The sequence below is a fragment of the Algoriphagus chordae genome, assembly GCF_003254055.1.
Taxonomy (GTDB): domain Bacteria; phylum Bacteroidota; class Bacteroidia; order Cytophagales; family Cyclobacteriaceae; genus Algoriphagus; species Algoriphagus chordae.
In genome coordinates, this window is sequence record NZ_QKZT01000002.1 from 11,826 (window position 1) to 29,314 (window position 17,489).

General features: G+C 41.3%; 12 protein-coding genes and 1 riboswitch. Of the genes, 5 read left to right on the forward strand and 7 right to left on the reverse strand.

The window, feature by feature from the left end; genetic code table 11:
• Positions 1-113 precede the first annotated feature (113 nt).
• The gene (locus LV85_RS02010; RefSeq protein WP_111316531.1) at positions 114-3,158 is read right to left on the reverse strand and encodes a hypothetical protein; all 3,045 of its coding nucleotides are present in this window, start codon (positions 3,156-3,158) and stop codon (positions 114-116) included.
• 215 nt (positions 3,159-3,373) lie between these two features.
• Here LV85_RS02010 and LV85_RS02015 point away from each other — a divergent pair, with 215 nt between their 5' ends.
• From LV85_RS02015 to LV85_RS02030, 4 genes are all read left to right on the forward strand, one after another.
• Positions 3,374-4,300 carry a ribose-phosphate pyrophosphokinase gene (locus LV85_RS02015; protein WP_111316532.1) on the forward strand — a complete coding sequence of 309 codons (927 nt, stop codon included), beginning with the start codon at positions 3,374-3,376 and terminating at the stop codon, positions 4,298-4,300.
• A 116-nt stretch (positions 4,301-4,416) separates the two neighbouring features.
• Positions 4,417-5,004, forward strand: coding sequence for a 50S ribosomal protein L25 (locus tag LV85_RS02020; protein ID WP_111316533.1), 588 nt, complete (start codon positions 4,417-4,419; stop codon positions 5,002-5,004).
• A gap of 80 nt (positions 5,005-5,084) precedes the next feature.
• Positions 5,085-5,645, forward strand: coding sequence for an aminoacyl-tRNA hydrolase (gene pth / locus LV85_RS02025; RefSeq protein WP_111316534.1), 561 nt, complete (start codon positions 5,085-5,087; stop codon positions 5,643-5,645).
• A gap of 59 nt (positions 5,646-5,704) precedes the next feature.
• Positions 5,705-5,807: riboswitch (SAM riboswitch) on the forward strand.
• A gap of 104 nt (positions 5,808-5,911) precedes the next feature.
• Entirely contained in the window at positions 5,912-7,084 is a 1,173-nt protein-coding gene (locus LV85_RS02030) for a trans-sulfuration enzyme family protein (RefSeq protein ID WP_111316535.1), read from the forward strand.
• A 208-nt stretch (positions 7,085-7,292) separates the two neighbouring features.
• On the opposite strand, the gene LV85_RS02035 is transcribed toward LV85_RS02030, so the two are convergent.
• From LV85_RS02035 to LV85_RS02050, 4 genes are all read right to left on the reverse strand, one after another.
• Positions 7,293-7,754 carry a CBS domain-containing protein gene (locus LV85_RS02035; protein WP_111316536.1) on the reverse strand — a complete coding sequence of 154 codons (462 nt, stop codon included), beginning with the start codon at positions 7,752-7,754 and terminating at the stop codon, positions 7,293-7,295.
• 119 nt (positions 7,755-7,873) lie between these two features.
• Positions 7,874-9,418 carry an FG-GAP repeat domain-containing protein gene (locus tag LV85_RS02040; protein WP_111316537.1) on the reverse strand — a complete coding sequence of 515 codons (1,545 nt, stop codon included), beginning with the start codon at positions 9,416-9,418 and terminating at the stop codon, positions 7,874-7,876.
• Positions 9,415-10,158, reverse strand: a complete 744-nt coding sequence (locus tag LV85_RS02045; protein WP_111316538.1) for a copper homeostasis protein CutC — start codon at positions 10,156-10,158, stop codon at positions 9,415-9,417. Before LV85_RS02045 ends, LV85_RS02040 begins: the two co-directional genes overlap by 4 nt.
• Entirely contained in the window at positions 10,155-11,138 is a 984-nt protein-coding gene (locus LV85_RS02050; protein WP_111316539.1) for an isoaspartyl peptidase/L-asparaginase family protein, read from the reverse strand. Before LV85_RS02050 ends, LV85_RS02045 begins: the two co-directional genes overlap by 4 nt.
• A 172-nt stretch (positions 11,139-11,310) precedes the next feature.
• On the opposite strand from LV85_RS02050, the gene LV85_RS02055 reads away from it, so the two are divergent.
• On the forward strand, positions 11,311-12,072 hold the full coding sequence (locus LV85_RS02055) for a creatininase family protein (protein WP_111316540.1): 762 nt from the start codon (positions 11,311-11,313) through the stop codon (positions 12,070-12,072).
• On the opposite strand, the gene LV85_RS02060 is transcribed toward LV85_RS02055, so the two are convergent.
• Together LV85_RS02060 and LV85_RS02065 are read right to left on the reverse strand one after the other, a co-directional pair.
• Positions 12,073-15,597, reverse strand: a complete 3,525-nt coding sequence (locus tag LV85_RS02060; RefSeq protein ID WP_111316541.1) for a VCBS repeat-containing protein — start codon at positions 15,595-15,597, stop codon at positions 12,073-12,075. It lies immediately after the preceding gene.
• Between the two features lie 142 nt (positions 15,598-15,739).
• Positions 15,740-17,461, reverse strand: coding sequence for a RagB/SusD family nutrient uptake outer membrane protein (locus tag LV85_RS02065; protein ID WP_111316542.1), 1,722 nt, complete (start codon positions 17,459-17,461; stop codon positions 15,740-15,742).
• Positions 17,462-17,489: the final 28 nt, after the last annotated feature.

Genomic DNA, 17,489 nt, shown 5'->3' on the forward strand with positions numbered 1-17,489 from the left:
TAATCCGACAATGATCAGTCTAAAATAGCATGAAAAAAGAGGCTATCCCTGCGTAATAGCCTCATTTATTGAAATTTTACAGGAATGGAAACTAACATAGCATCTATTACTAACTATGAATCTGAAATCTTCACAAAGTCGGAATAGCGAGCATCATTCTTATTTTGCTTGGATTGAAAGCCTTCGTTATTAAACAGAGCAGGTATTAACTCCCATTTTTTGAAATCAATTTTCAAGGCCCCAGTTGGATAGGCTGTATTAACCATCAAGCCAGCTTTGCCATTCTGACCCTTTAATTCCAAGGATTTCGTTGCCATGAATTTATCCTGAACAACCAAGTTAAATCCCACTCCAGTATCTCTGCCGTTATCGATAAAGTTCTCCGATTTCAGTCCATTTAAAACTATATCGCCGTTTCCCTCTAGGTAAAGGTCAGAACCTAAAACTGAGTTACTCAGGTCAATTTCTTTCCCATCTCGAACTACTACACGACTTAACACAAAAATCTCCGCCTCTCCTGCTTGCTTGTATTGGTACCCGAAATGAATGCCTTTTTTATCAGAAACCACAGGATTCAATAATACTGGAACCACTGATTTCGGATTGATCATGTGTGGGTGATTAGTGATCTCCACCTCTGGCTCAAACCTGTTATCCAAGTTGCTGTACCAGCTAATTCTACCTCCATTGATTTTCACGCGACAGGAATCATTTTTAGTGATCATTTGTCTCAAACGCAATCCTTGTGGCCGATAATCAATGCGCTCTGAATAGCATGGCCTCAAATCTTCCTCTACAAAATTTACGTTTTCAAAGCTTGCTTCTTGGCAAAGAGAATACAAAGCTGTCAGAATTGATTGTGCAGGGAATTCTCCAGAAAGTTTAATTGGTTTTATCAGCAACTTACCTGCATTACCAGAGAAATCAGTGATCAACTCCACCTCTGTCACCAAGCCGGACTCAGGATCTGCCAACTGTAGTTTATCGCCTCTCTTCCAAATAGTAGCACCTAAAGGACCTACGGGAATGGACGAAATATTCCCCGACAATGCTGTGCTGGTCTCAGCCCAAAGTGGCTTAGAAGTACTTCGAATCATTCCGTGAATTCGCACATCCTTCATTATCAGATTGACATTGTAGTCAATGTACATCAAATGACCTGGCGCATCGTTTCCAAAATTCCAAACCGCCGAGCAACCTGAGATCTCCTTTCCATCCAAACAAGCTGTTAAACCTCCTTTTACTACCTGGAATTCCAGCTCAGCTAATGAAGCTGATACCGGCTGATTCAATTCAATCTCTGTATAAGTAATCTTCCTATCTGCTCGTTTTAGTCTCTCTGGAGGGTTAGAATATTGCGCTGCAAACTGCTCCCAAGTCTTCCACTTTCGCTCTGTTTTCTTTACTGTAAAATTCTTTCCTGCATAACTCAACTGGTCACCTTCTTGAATCGCCCAACCCCAAACTTCGAAGTTTGTATCCGAAAGCTTGGCGATCAAACTGTTCTTTTTTATATCCTGAAGATCCTGAGAAATGATATCTCCAGGCTTAGGTATCTTATCGAAAAAACTGAGACGATGTGCAGAAAGCCCTCTTGAGGCTACATCTTCATCTCCATAAACCAGCCAAAAATCCCCATTGGTATTTAAGCCGATGGTCTTACCATTTACTCGAAGACTTGATGCTTCGTACCCTGTACTATTTCCTCCAGTCCATTCCTGAGATGCCAGATGATACCAAGTGAAGTTTGGGTCATCCACCTCAAGGCTAGCATTTGAAAGAAATTTGAATTTCAGTTCATCAAACCTATAAGCTTTCAAAGACTCCATCTCAATGAAATTCCCTGGATTCTCTTTGGACTCGCCTATCCATTCTACGCGCAAGCCACCGCTCGTGCGAGCCTTCATGTTGTTTGGATTCTTTCCGAGCCAATTGCCCTCGAATCTATAAGTGCAGAATTCCTTGATTTCCCTGCCATCATGGATTCCACCCCCATTGCAATAGCCTTGATTTGGCATCGAAAAAGCAACTCCTGGCCTGACAAAGCCAAGTGCTTTTTTCATTGCATCTCTAATTCGAAATTGATTCTTGTTACTCACTCTTTTCAATCCATATTGCTGACTATAGGCCGCCTTATCATAGAAAAAATAACAATCGGGAACTCCGTATTGAACCACTTTTTGGGAATAGGTAGGAGGAATAAACTGCCAATCAAAATCAATAGAAACTTTCCCTTGAGATGGTAAGTCAAAAAACACATAATTTTCACCAAAGGTCTCCTTGAAGCTAATTAGCACCCCTTCACCTTTACCGTCTTTATCTCCATTGAATGCGTCTGACATCATCAGGTGAATTGCTGGTTGCTCAGCACCGCTAATACCTGCAAAATTCAAGGTCGAATCTTGTTTTACATTTATTCTTGGCATTCCAAGACAGGCATAAATCTGCCCAGCATTGGCCTTGAGCACATCCTTTCGCATTGCCGCTCCCGACCAGCTATTAATCGCAAGTTTATTATCAAAGAAAAAAATACCATCCTGATTGGTTGCTGTTTTTGGGCTGGAAGCATTTCCTCCATTGTAGGCAAAATCCACAATCAAATGCTTACCGTCGATGACCTCAATCACTCGTGAGTAAACTACTGCCAAAGCTCCGGGAAAATAATTTCTTCCCGTTTCAGGGAAATCGAGAGCACACTTATGTATACGCGACGGCTCTAGCCACTTACCTACAAAGCTGGCATCAAATACATCTTCTCCACCTTCATAACTTACGGTTGTTTGCGAATCATTCAGTTTGGTATAACTGAGCTTCCCCCAAAACATTCGGTAAAATGAGTTACCTCCAAACTCTTCCAAGGTATTGAAGTCTGCGCTAGGCTGAAGAGGCTTCTGAGCTTGAGTCTGAGGCACGGATTCTACTGGTATTGTATGCTGTCCCTCGGTATTCAACTCAAGGACTTCAGGCACAATAGCGGTGGTAGCTAGAGGTATATCTATGCTAACTTTTTCTTCATCTTCTGTGTCAGGAGAATATTCATCGTCCTGATTTTCAGGAACAAAAACCTGATCATTTATCTGAATTGATTTAATATTAATTGGTGCTCCATCTTCAGATTCAATTTGAATAGAGAGCTTAATTGGTTTCTGCTGGCTCATATAAAAATTATTTATTCGTAAAAATGCTCCTCCACACAAGTTACAAAATACAGAATGCTATTTAAGCTAATTAGATTTTTCTTTAGAGACAGAATAGTTTCTATTTTGAAATTTATCTTCTCAATCAGCCCTTATCAGCCTAGCCATCCATTCAAAAATTACTACTTTTACTGTCAAATCCATTCCAACCCTTTCCCGAAAAAAAACTACTAACCATGTCCGAGGTTAAAATATTTTCAGGCACTAACAGCCAATCACTTGCAGAAAGAGTCGCCAAAAACTATGGCAAAAAGCTAGGTGATCTTACACTTTCCAAATTCAGCGACGGAGAATTGTCGCCAAGTTTCAATGAATCTATCAGAGGATGTACCGTCTTTTTGGTTCAAAGCACAACTCCCCCAAGTGATAACCTTTTGGAGCTTTGTCTGATGATAGATGCTGCCAAAAGAGCCAGTGCATATAAAGTATGTGCTGTGATCCCTTATTTCGGATATGCTAGGCAAGACAGGAAAGATAGGCCTAGAGTATCAATTGCAGCTAAGGCAATTGCAAATATGATCACCTCTGCAGGAGCGGATCGAATCATGACCTGTGACCTTCATGCCGGACAAATTCAAGGTTTTTTTGATATACCTTTGGATCATTTGAATGGATCAGCTATTTTTGTGCCCTATTTGAATTCGCTAAGGCTTCCGAACATGCTTTTTGCAGCTCCAGATGTAGGAGGAGTAGCTAGAGCAAGGGCTTATGCCAAGCATTTTGAAGTAGAAATGGTCGTTTGTGATAAGCACAGAAAAAGAGCCAATGAGATTGCTTCTATGCAAGTAATCGGGGATGTTGAAGGAAAAGATGTAATTCTAGTGGATGATTTGGTAGATACAGCAGGCACGCTCTGCAAAGCCGCTCAGATCGTCATGGAAAAAGGAGCTAATTCAGTAAGAGCCATTGCAACACATGGAGTACTTTCAGGGAAAGCTTATGAAAACATCGAAAACTCCGTTTTGGAAGAATTGGTAATCACAGACACTATTTCCCCAAAACAGCAATCATCCAAAATCAAAGTATTGACAGTGGCTGACCTGTTTGCCAAGGCTATTCATGCCGTAACAGGAAATACCTCTATCAGTTCTTTGTTTATCTAAGAAACAATTTCATTACACATACAGTATGAAATCGAGCAAGGAAACAGCCTCTCAGAATGGGATGCTTTTCCGTAATGCAAGATTCCATATGACAATTAAAAACTAATTAAAAGCATATGAAAACACTAGAGGTTATAGGGTTTAAAAGAGCAAATCTCGACAGTGCCAGTCTTTCTGAATTGAGAGAATCAGGTAATGTTCCCTGTGTGGTTTACGGACCTGGTATCAAAGAGCAGATTCACTTCTACTCTCCAATCATCCTTTTCAGAGACTTGATTTATACTCCAGAGGTTCACTTGGTAGAATTGAACATCGAAGGTACTATCATCAAAGCAATATTGAAGGATGCACAGTTTCACCCAGTAAGTGAAATGCTAATGCATGCTGACTTTGTTGCCTATTCTGACAATAAGGCTATCAAATTCGAAATTCCTGTGAAAGTTGTAGGTAACTCTCCAGGTATCGCTAAAGGTGGTAAATTGGAATTGAAAACAAGAGTATTGAAAGTAAAAGGTCTTGCAAATGACTTCCCTGACTTCATTACTATTGACATTTCAAAACTTGACTTGGGTAAATCTTTCAAAGTTGAAGATTTAGCTGATCAAAAAGGATTTGAAATCTTGACTAGTCCAAACGTTTCCATCGTGACTATTGGTGTACCAAGAGCACTTAGAGGAAAGAAAGGCGAAGAGGAGGAAGTTTAATTTCCTTTTTGAATTCGACATTAATCCTGCCCATAACTGGGCAGGATTTTTTATTTTAAAGCCAGAATACAGTAGAAACAATGAAATACCTGATAATTGGACTGGGAAACATAGGCCCTGAATACGAACTCACCCGCCATAATATTGGCTTCCTGACTGTTGACAGACTTGCGGATGAAAAAGGCTGTACTTGGAAAAGTGATCGACTAGCTTTCAAAACGGAGTTTAAGCACAAAGGAAGAACGATCCACATGATCAAGCCTACTACTTATATGAACCTCAGTGGTAAGGCGATGAATTATTGGATGAAAGATCTTCAAGTAGCCAAAGAAAACACCTTGGTCATCGTAGATGATGTAGCCATTCCATTTGGTAAACTCCGTATGAAACCCAAAGGAAGTGCCGCTGGACACAATGGCCTGAAAAACATCGAAGAACTCACAGGAGGCCAAAATTACCCTAGGCTTAGAATGGGAATTGGCGATGACTTTCCAAAAGGCAGACAGATTGATTTTGTACTAGGCAAATTCACTGCTCAGGAATTTGATGAATTACCTATCACCATGGACAAAGCGATAGAAATGAGCCTAAGTTTTTGCGCTATTGGAATAGACCGAACAATGAACCTATTTAACGATTGATCGAATAAGATTTGGAAATCATCAAATCTCGGTCTTTCTTTGCATCACTTCAGGCAACTGATTTATAAAGAAGAGGCGAGAGATTAGGCTCTATAACCCTCTGGCAACCATCCCGAAACGGAGAACGGTGCCAAATCCTACCCTTTGCGGGAACTATAGATTGGCTTAATTTACAAATAATCCCTTTTTAGTTCGTTCTTCGCCTCTGGGTTTGATTTTCTCAAATCTGCTTGATTAGTAGTATCAAAATCTAAACTGATCAACAAATGAGTACCCATTTCGAAACGAATTCTGTACGGATCGCCCCATCCAAATCCAGTCAACGAGAGCATTCTGCTCCGATCTACCTTACATCTAGCTTTACTTTTGATTCAGCAGAAGAAGCAAGAGCTACTTTTGCAGATGAGATTCAGGGAAACATCTATTCTCGATATGCCAATCCCAATTCCAGCGATTTGATCGAAAAAGTCTGTGCTGCAGAGGGCACGGAAGATGGTTTTGCGACAGCCTCAGGGATGGCCGCGATGTTTGGTAGCATAGCAGCGCTACTTCAGCAGGGAGATCATGTGCTAGCTGCACGCTCACTTTTTGGATCTACTCATCAGTTATTGACACGGGTATTTCCCAAATGGGGTATCAGCTCGACTTACGGTGATATTTCAGATTATTTAAATTGGGACAAACTCGTACTACCGAATACCAAAATGCTTTTTATCGAAACTCCTTCCAACCCTGGCTTGGAGATCATCGATCTAGAATGGGCAGGGAAATTTGCAGCAGCTCATAATCTGATCTTAGTAGTGGACAATTGCTTTGCCTCCCCATATCTACAGCAGCCAGCAAAATGGGGCGCTCATATCGTGACGCACAGTGCCACCAAATACATCGATGGGCAAGGGCGTGTGCTAGGAGGATTAATCTTGGGTAAGGCAGATCTGATGAAAGATGTACATTTTTTCGCCAGACATACTGGGCCTTCTATTTCTCCATTCAATGCTTGGATACTTGCTAAAAGCATGGAAACACTCGGGCTAAGAATGGATAGACATTGTAGCAATGCACTTAAACTAGCGGAGTATTTCGAAGGGAACTCAGAATTGCTTGCAGTAAAGTACCCTTTCTTGAAATCCCATCCGCAGTACGAAATCGCCAAAAAACAAATGAGTCAAGGCGGTGGAGTAATCACCTTGGATTTGAAAGGTGGAGGACAACGTGCTCAGCGATTTATCGATCAGCTGCAAATGATCTCCATCACAGCTAATCTTGGCGATAGCCGAAGTATAATCACTCATCCGGCTTCCACTACCCACAGCAAACTTTCAGCAGAGGAAAGAGCGCAAGTTGGGATATCTGATGGATTGGTGCGATTATCCGTAGGACTGGAACATTATGAAGATATCATCCTAGATGTGGAGAGAGCGATTGAGGGCTCAAAATGAAGCTGAAAGTGCTCTGTTAAGCGTATTATCAGTGATCAGGAAGTAAGAAGGTAGGGGTGAAAAGTAGGATCTGTATGACAAACCGCAATTCCTGCCCCCTCCTAATTCTAGTTCAAGGCTAGGCTAGCAGAGGAAACACAGATTTTAAAAAAATGCCCCCATTAAGATTTTTATCTAATGGGGGCATTCCCTTTTGGGACTCTTTCTTTTACCAAGTAGTATGCTTCATGGTTGGAAATGCCCTGATGATATCACTGAGACTGATTTGTCCCAAAAGCACTCCATCTTTCATCACTGGGAATCTTCGGATTTTGTAGTCCAAAAATCTGGATGCAGCATCGAATATTGATAGATCTGGCGAAAGTGTCAGCACATGCACAGACATATGCTCGCTTACTTTTGCAGGGAATTTCGGTGTATTGGTATATTTCCCCTTAATGATCTCTTTGAGGCAATCCACCTCCGAAATAATTCCAACCAATGCTCCTGAGGCATCAATCACAGGCGCTCCAGAAATCCTTCGTTTTGTGAGCACTTCCATCACCTGATCTATGGTGTCATCTGGTTTGAAAGTAATCAAACTAGTACTCATATATTCTTTGACAAGAATTTGCGGAATCGGGGATTTTTTTGGTTCTGCTTTTCTAACCCCTTGAAAACTTTTTACCATGGTTTAAAAATTAAGGATGAAAGAATAAATTACTGAAAAAACAATACAATAAAAAATTATAGTTTATTAAATATGTTTAATCAGTACTATATTTTTAAAAATACAAGAAGACCGAAATCTTAATTCATTTCGTTTTCTAAGTAAATAAAAGGTGTCCAAGTATTTTTTGCTCCCCTGTAAAGATCCTCAAATTCGAAGGCCCCAACTACCACATCAATGTCACCATCCAAATCAGTGTCACCGGAGGTTATGGTCAGCCAATGTGCTTCAAAACTTTCCACCAACACAAAAGGATCATATCCTCTCTTTTCATTTTGTTGGAAGAATACCAAGTCCTGCTTTGGCAGCTGAGAACCATCAGGAAAGAATGATAGCACAAAGAAATCCTGGTCGCCATCACCATCAAAATCCGCTATTTCTATCCCACTTGCTCCATGCATAGGATAGAACCAAGATTCTTCAAATTCATTTTTCCCATCGTTCAAATAGATATGAACGCCATGGTAATTCTTGAGAACTTGAGACAAATCTGCGTTATCTCCATTCACGATAATGATATCCTTGTGTCCATCCTTATTCAGATCCACAAACCGAAAATCACTCGCGCCAAAAGCAGGCTGAAAACGTAGCGAGGCTTTCTCCTTGAATTGCCCATCACCTTCATTGAGCCAGACATAGACTCCCTCCTGAGCCTGCGCCATCAGGCCAAGCACATCCAAATCTCCATCTTGATCAAAATCAACTGCTAGCGCCCGCCTAGCTCCGGGCTCTGGACGTAAGATTAATTCAGAGGCTCCAGTAGCTCCTGAAAGGTAAATACTCATCTTCCCAAAGTGATCGCCAAATTGAGAAACCACGTGATCCTCCTCTCCATCTCCATTCCAATCTGCTACAGCAAGATTGACAGGACGTATTAGCTTGTTCAAAAGTTCCTCACTTTTCCATTCTCCAGATTCATTCCAAAATTTTGAAACCTTACCCAAGGTATCACTCGCTGGATCCATTCGGCCCATCGTCAGTAATTCGAAGGAATTATCATCCGACCAGACTATATCCACCGGAGCTACTTCAGTTGGAATAGAATCCTTGATAAGAAAACCATTTTTGGAATCTAGGATATAGATCATTTTTAGGCGATCTCCTAGCCACAGGTCACCCGTTTCGGGCTGAACTCTTAGCATGGTAGATAGATTGCCCTTTATTCTATGAAAGTCAGGTCTAGAAATTGCAAAACCAGGAATACCCTTTCTAGGCTCCGGTTTTTTCACCTGTGGCAAAGCAGACTCTGGCGCATTATCTAAATAATATGTGAGGATTTTCTCCCAGTCTGTAGCTCGAATAAATTGTTTCTTGGAATAAACTCCCGGAGGAACGCCGGTATCTTCAGGCAATGCCTGCCCAAAATCCTCTGCCAAAATGAGCCCCATCCGCTTCCTCATATCAGGAAGCACCTTTTCCCTCCAGATAGACTTGTCAAGTATATCGGGTTCAGGCTTGATATGACAGGTTGCACAGTAGGCATTGGCTAGCTGCTCTCCATTTAGATTCAGATCCGTTGCCGCCAGCAATTCCAAACTAGGCGGAGGCTGCTTTCGCTCTGAAATCGGATTGCATGAAAACGATAGCAACAGGACAATTAGCACTATCAAATTTCTCCACATCATTCTCCTATCACTTCCAAAAACTGATTGACTACTTTTTGATCTATTCTAAGGTGATGAGTAAAGGATTTTGGGTCTTCGGAGAATGACAAATCAGGATTGACATATTGATTTAAAGAAGGCTTCAGCGTTTTGCAGGAAGCATGAATTTCTTTTAAGAAACCGGTTTTTCTCAACTCCAATACATGCTCAGGCTTGGAGCCTCCACCTGGCATTACACTGATTCTATCCTGAGCTTTTACAAGCAATTCTTTGAGCAAATCCAGTCCTTCAGTGACAGAATTCCTTCCTCCGGAAGTCAGGATCCGATCAAAACCACAGGAAATGATTTTCTCCAAAGAATCAAAGTAATCTGCAGAAGCATCAAACGCACGGTGAAATGTACAGGGTTTGCCAGAGGCAGTTCTCAGCAGGGATTCACAGGAATCAGTATCTACCAAACCTTGATTATTCAAAGCACCAAACACAAAACCATCCGCTCCCTGAGCACCCAGCAACTCAATATCCCGTTTCATGACCATCAGCTCTTTTTGAGAATAAGAGAAGTCTCCACCTCTAGGTCTAATCATGACAAAAACAGGGATATCAATCTCAGTTTTCAAAAACTTGAGCATTCCTGCGCTTGGCGTTTCACCCCCTTCAGGAAAATTAGCGCATAGCTCCAATCGATCAATCCCAAATTCAGCTGCTTCTAGCGCTGCTTCCACATTGAACACTGGAGATTCTAAAATTATTTTACTCATCCGGTGAATTGTGAGTTTGAATCAATCATCTCATTCTTTTGTAGCGTTGCTTTCGCATAGTTAAAGCCTGGATGAACCGCATAAGCACCCACTTCACCATCTTTATTCATCGCAAGGAAACCTGCCTGAATATCTTTTATATCCTTATTCTTTGCTATCAATCGCTTCACTGCCTCTTCACAAGCTTCCTGCGGAGTACGCCCTTGACGCATTAGTTCTACTATCAAAAAGCTACCGCAGATTCGAATAATTGATTCTCCAAGACCAGTTGCCGTAGCAGCACCAACCTCATTATCTACAAATAGACCAGCGCCAATAATTGGGCTATCTCCAACTCTACCATGCATTTTATAAGAAAGACCACTGGTGGTACAACTTCCGGCCATATTCCCTTTGGCATCCATCCCGATCATGCCAATAGTATCGTGATTCTCAATATTTATGATTGGCTTATACTGGCTAGTCTCCTTCCACTTCAAATATGCCTTTTTCGCATTTGGACTTAGCTCCTCCTTTTCGATAGGAAAACCTTCGGCAATAGCCAATTGTCTGGCTCCTTCTCCTACTATCATCACATGCGGCGTCTTTTCCATTACCACTCTTGCTAGGGAAATAGGATGCTTTACCTGTCTCACAAAAGCTACAGCGCCACAGGAACCATCTCCTGACATAATGGATGCATCCAGAGTAGTAATTCCTTCTCGATCTGGTAAGCCTTGCAATCCTACAGACAAATTACTCAGGTCCAATTCCGTGTCACGAACTCCCGTTTCCACCGCATCTATGATAGTCCCACCAGCTTTGAGCTTTGCCACAGCCGCAGCATTTGCTGGCAATCCATGATTCCATGTTGACAAAATAAGTGGCTTTTCTCCTTTGATAAGAGCGGGGGACTTTGCTTCAGCGATGTTAGAAACTCCTGGTATAAACAGGGCTGAGCCCATGAGGGTTTGCTTTATAAACTTTCTTCTTTGAGACATTAGAGTTAATTTAGAGTCAGGCCTGAAATTATTAAAAATGGGGCTATTTTGACCTACTTTCTTTCATTTCCTTCAAAATCAATTTTGTCTGAGCAGCTTTGAGCTAGGCTAACTAGGAGTAACTTTCAGTTTTGCGAAGCTCATCTCTGTACTCAAAAACAATTATCTACCTATGAAACCTTATTTGCTAGCAGAATCCAACTGGAAAACTCTTAAAAACCACCGATTTGACTTGGCTGTATTGCCTTGGGGAGCAACGGAAGCGCATAATTACCATATGCCGTATGGCACTGACGTGTATGAAGCAAACGCCGTAGCTAGCGAATCAGGTAGGAAAGCATGGGAAAAGGGAGCAAATGTCACCATTATGCCCACCATTCCTTTTGGTGTAAATACTGGGCAGTCCGACATCTATTTGGATATCAACCTAAATCCAAGTACGCAGCTTATGATCCTGCAGGACATCATTACTGTTCTAGATAGGCAAGGAACTAAGAAACTTTTAATCTTAAATAGTCATGGTGGAAATGATTTCAAAACTATGCTCCGAGAGCTGGGCTTGAAGTTCCCGGACATGATGCTTTTTACCTGCAACTGGTTTCAGTCTCTGGATAAGGCTAACTATTTTGAAGAAGCAGGAGATCATGCAGATGAAATGGAAACTTCCATCGTAATGTATTTGCATCCAGAATTGGTGTTGCCACTGGAGCAGGCCGGAGATGGTTCAGAAAAAAAATCTGTCATCACAGGAGTACAAGAAAAATGGGCTTGGGCCGAACGAAAATGGTCTGAAGTATCAGCAGATACAGGTATTGGTAATCCAAAAAAATCCTCCCCAGAAAAAGGGAGGAAATATTTTGAAGATGTCACGAGTAAGGTGGCTGAGCTTATGATTGATATCTGTGAAGCACAGCCTGGAAAACTATATAAGTAATCAATCCAAGGAACTCATATCAACAGCCTTGAAATCACCTTTATAATCTTGTAATTGGATCCCTTTGATTCTCTTAGGCAGGGATATTTCTCTGCCTGATTGGGAAAGGAATCCAGCACCAAGACTAGTTTCTATTCGTTGTTTTTGACCATTTTCCAATTCCAAAATCACAGCCATCACTTCCTGACCCAGCGTAATAGATTGGCTTGCTTGAGCACTTTGCTGTTGAAACGCCAGGAGCTTTCCTCTGTTTTGCGAAGCTACCAGCAATGGTCCTCCTTGTGCTGAAGCTATTTTCACCAAAGCTTTACCATCTCCTGGAACCACAAATCCACTTTCCTGGGGACTCATTGGTGTAAAGTTTCCTTTTCCATCTCCTAATAACACCAAGCCTAAATGAGCGTCAAGGCGACCTACAAAAATCTCATTGCCGTAGTCATTACCAACCATCACTACATCGAGAAAACCGTCTCTATTGACATCCTCTGTGCTAAGCCCATTTACTGGAGCTATCTGTGCCAATGTCGGAAGTCGCTTAACCTGAAACTTCCCGCCACCAAGGTTTTCTATATAGGCAGTTTTGTCATAATTCCCTGTGAGAATCAACGCATCTTTCTTCTCTTCTTCTGAGAAAATACTCGCTTCAGTACTCAAAGCATACAGTTTGTATCGTTCGAACTTCTTTCTAAATAGCGTGCTTTGCCCATATAGATCTCCCCAGAAATGACTTGGGAAGGAGTTATAATTCCCTTCACGATCCTTGTAATAAGCAAAAGTAACTGGATCCACACTGCCGTTATTATCAAAGTCCTTCGCGTAGATTTTTACCGGCCTTTCCGCAGTTGGGTGATGAGAATTGTTTTCACCTAGATTTCCTACCACAAAATCAGTATCTCCATCTTGATCAAAATCACCTGAAACAATGGAGTTCCACCAGCCCAAGTAATTTTCAAGACCTGTGTTTTCCAGCTTTGAAAGTTTGTCTCCAGTATTTTTGAACACGGAAATCTCCATCAATTCGCCTACTACCACCAAGTCTACTAGTCCATCAGCATCTACATCTGACCAGACGGCGTCGGTCACCATTCCAACTTTGCGAAGCTTAGGAGCAATTTCATCTGTTACATCCTGAAGTCGCCCATTTATGTTTTTGAGAAGGAAGCTTCTATCAGGAAAAGGATATTTAGCCACGGGAGTTCTCCCACCAACAAACAAATCCATAAATCCATCTCCATCGAAATCAGCTCCACGCACCGTAGAACCACTTGCTTTTACTGAAGAGAAATCCTTATCAATTGTGAAGTTCCCTCTCCCATCGTTTAAAAATAAGCGATCAGAGTACTCAGTAGCATCTCCTAAAAACTCATTGCTACCTCCAACCAAGTACATATCTAAGTCAGAATCATTGTCTACATCAAACAGTAAGATCCCCATCTCTTCAAAGAAATTACCTTCTTCAGCGATAATATCACTTGCGGAAAATACCCCATCTATATTTTGGGTAAACACCTGCGGAGCAAAGCCAGAAGCTGAGCCCACCACCAAATCTTCCAATCCATCACCATTCACATCTCCAACAGCCAAGCTAGGTCCATACTGACTCAGCTTATGTGGTATTACTCTTTGAATATTGAAATCAACCTTATCCTCTTCCTCATGGGTATATTCCAATCCTTTGGCCGAGGACACCTCTTCAAAAATCACATTGGTCAAATCCGAGTCTACTATCGCAAGCTGATTCTTTCCTGTTTTTGCATCAGCATGGGCAAATTCAAGTTGTTGATTTACTTTCACATTAGTCTGAGAGCTCTCTTTTCCGTCGGGCCAAATCACTCGGATTTCAGGAATCTCAGAAGCCTCTGCTACCCCAAAATGCATCACTTCATCTATGGAGGACATATAGCCTCTTACTACCTGCTGCTCTTGGTAGAGCTGCCCACCATCTGGAAGTGAAATAAGAACTTTGGCTCCCAATCCTTGTGGATTTAAAGTCGGACCATTGAGTTTAAGCCTGATATAATTGTTCTTATTTTCAGCGTTATTGAGCGTATTCTCAAATACAAATGCTGGATCATTGATATTATTTACCACATAGTCTAGGTCGCCATCAGCATCCAAGTCTACGAAAGCGGCCCCATTGGAAAAGGAAGGTTTGTTCAGGCCCCAAGCCTTTCCTTCATCAGCAAAAGTCAAATCACCGTTATTCTTAAAGGCGTAATTTGGGATTTTCACAATTGGAATAGAATCGAGCAACTGCCGAACGGTAGCTATACTCCCTACATCGGCTCTATAGTTAGCAAAATCCTTATCTGTGATATCTCTTGGAAATCCATTGGTCACTAATAAATCTCGGTAGCCATCATTGTCCACATCTCCGAATAAGGGCGCCCAACTCCAATCAGTCTGATATACGCCCGCCATCATCCCGATCTCACTAAATGGCACATCTGTCCCATTATTCATTTGAAGCATATTCCGAACATATTGGTATTCATAGCCCCATTGTTCATTGCTGATGTATACCTGATAGGAGTTGTTGCCAATGGTAGTTTTCTTTCGGTAATTGTCTTCCCCTAGCATATCTAGGGTGATGATATCTGGCTTACTGTCGTTGTTGAAATCAGAGATATCAGCTCCCATCGAAAATTGACTCTGATGTCTCAGCATCTCTTTGGATTGGTTCGAAAAAGTGCCATCCTGATTATTGATATATAGAATATCGTTAGTTACATAGTCATTGCTGACATGAATATCTGGCCAGCCGTCATTATTCAAATCCGAGACTAACACGCCCAAGCCAAAACCTTCAATCGTAATTCCCGCCTCAATAGTCACATCAGTAAAGGAGCAATCCCCATTGTTTCGATAGAACTTATCATTATTAATCGCTGATCCATCCACGATCTTCTCGCGATAATTACTTGGCACCGTTTTACTCTGCTCATTATTGAGCACATACAGATCCAGATCTCCATCTAGATCATAATCTATGAAAGCTGCCCACATGGCATTTCCAGCATCGGCAATACCATAGTCAGCAGCCATCTCCTTGAACGTAATAGTACCTTCAGGATTTTTACCTTGATTGACATAGAGCAGGTTGTTTCGCTCTCCTGGCCCAAGCTTCATAGCAGAAGCTACATAGATATCCATCCAGCCATCGCCATTGATATCTACTGCGACTGTGCCTGTACACCATTGATTAGCCGCAGCTACACCAGCAGTTTCAGTTACATCTTCAAACTTGAAATTTCCAGAATTCAGATATAGTTTATTCGAAACCTGATTTCCAGTAAAAAACAGATCTGGAAAACCATTATTATCAAAATCAGCAACAGCCAATCCTCCACCATTAAAGATGTATTCATCAGTAAGAATATTAAAGGAGTCAGACTCTACAATCGTGTTACTAAAATCAACTCCTGTCTTACTAGCGGGGATAAGTTCGAATAAGGTAGGCTCTTTATTACAGGATGAAAAAGCCAATAGAATCAAAACTACTAGGCTATAATAGGAAAATTTCATAATAGATAGATTGGGTACTTAGGGTGCGTTGAAATTACCATTTTTGAGGCATATGGGAAACTTTAAGCGTTTTAATTGCCTGCTATTTCAAAAAAAAAGGGAGACAAATGCCCCCCTTTTTACTAGTTATAAATCAAGTGTATTAGAATCCAGGATTTTGGATTAGCACATCCGGTCCTAACAAGTCAATTTGTCCTTGAGGAATTGGTAACAATTTATGCTTATCAGTGAATTTAGCTCCAGCCATTTGTGCTGGCAACATTACTCCTTCCAAAGCAAAATATCTATCCATTTCTTCCTGAACAGTATCCCAACGAACTAGATCGTAGAATCTATGACCTTCCATACCAAGCTCTAGCTTACGCTCGAATCTGACAGCCTTTCTGGCCATATCAGAATCAGACCAAGCAGAATTATAAAGACTTACCTTATAATTTGCAGCCATATTACCATTATCTCTCATCAATGCAGAGTTCATAGCTCTTTCTCTAACTCTATTCACATAACCTCTAGCTGCTTCGAGATTTCCTAGTTCTATTTCTGCTTCAGCTGCCATTAGCAGAACATCAGCAAAACGAAGAATCATGATATTGATACCTGTATAACCTGGTGTCCATGAACTGGTATCTAGGAATCCAGCTTCTTCAGACTTCTCATACACGTACTTTTTAGGAGAATAAGGTCCAGCCCAGTCTTGCTTTCTAATCCAAACACTACCCTTATGATCTTCCCAATCAAGGTATGGTAAACCTCTACGTCCTACAGTATGATCTACTCTCGGGTCCAAATTTCCAGTATCAGGAGTAAATGGATCCGCAGAAGTAATATTCATATCATTCTTTACACGATTTCCAGGATCATTGTAGCTATTATCCAAAAGAGGTAGTCCACTTGCATCCGTTCTAAAAGAGTTTACAAATGTAAAACTTGGCGCAAAGAACCCACAACAGTTACCTGGAAGCGTGTTATAAGGGAAGTTCAAGTCAAACTCAGGGTTTGCATTATTTACAGAACCTGTACCGGCAGCAGATTGGTATGCCCATATTGACTCTTCATGGTTTTCATTCCCACCTCTGAACACATCATCATAATATGGCACCAAACCGTACTTTTTACCATTACTCGTCATTCCATCAGCAATAATAGCATCGAACAAAGTTTTTGCTTCCGAGAATTTATCCTGATAAAGATAAGTCTTAGCTAGATAAGTTTTGGCAGCCCATTCGTTCACTCGGCCAACTTGTGACTGAGTACTAGGAAGATTTTCTGCCGCATACATAAAGTCAGCCTCAATGAATGGCCATAGGTCCTGATTATTAACTACATCCTCAATACCATTCTTATAATCAACTGTCTCATCTACATAAGGGGTATTGTTGAAGTTCCTTTTTAACTGGAAGTAGAAATGACCTCTCAAGAACCTTGCTTGTGCTGTAATTCTCACAACATCAGCATCGGTTACATCTGGTCCCTTATCTATCAACAACCTTAGCACATTATTCGCACGGGCTATTCCTTCGTACAAACCTCTCCAGTTTTCAGCTGGATTGACATTAACCGCATCCGTCTCAAATCTTTCAATTGGGTTAATTGTGTTAAAATCACCTGGGTCAGTACCCTTATTGGCATCACCACCTCTGATACTTCCCCATACCCAGTTGGAAGGAGAAGCCATACGAAGGTTTCTACCATTCACTTGAGAATAAACAGCGATCAAAGATTGGTCTATACCTGCCAAAGTAACAAGTTGAGCTTGCCCCAATTGTCCAGTTGGAAGTACCTCTAGATAATCGTCACAGCTCACTGCAAACATCATGATGCATGAAGCTGCAATAACACCTACTTTTATTTTTATACTTTTCATAATTTTTGTCTCAATTATAGTTCTATAA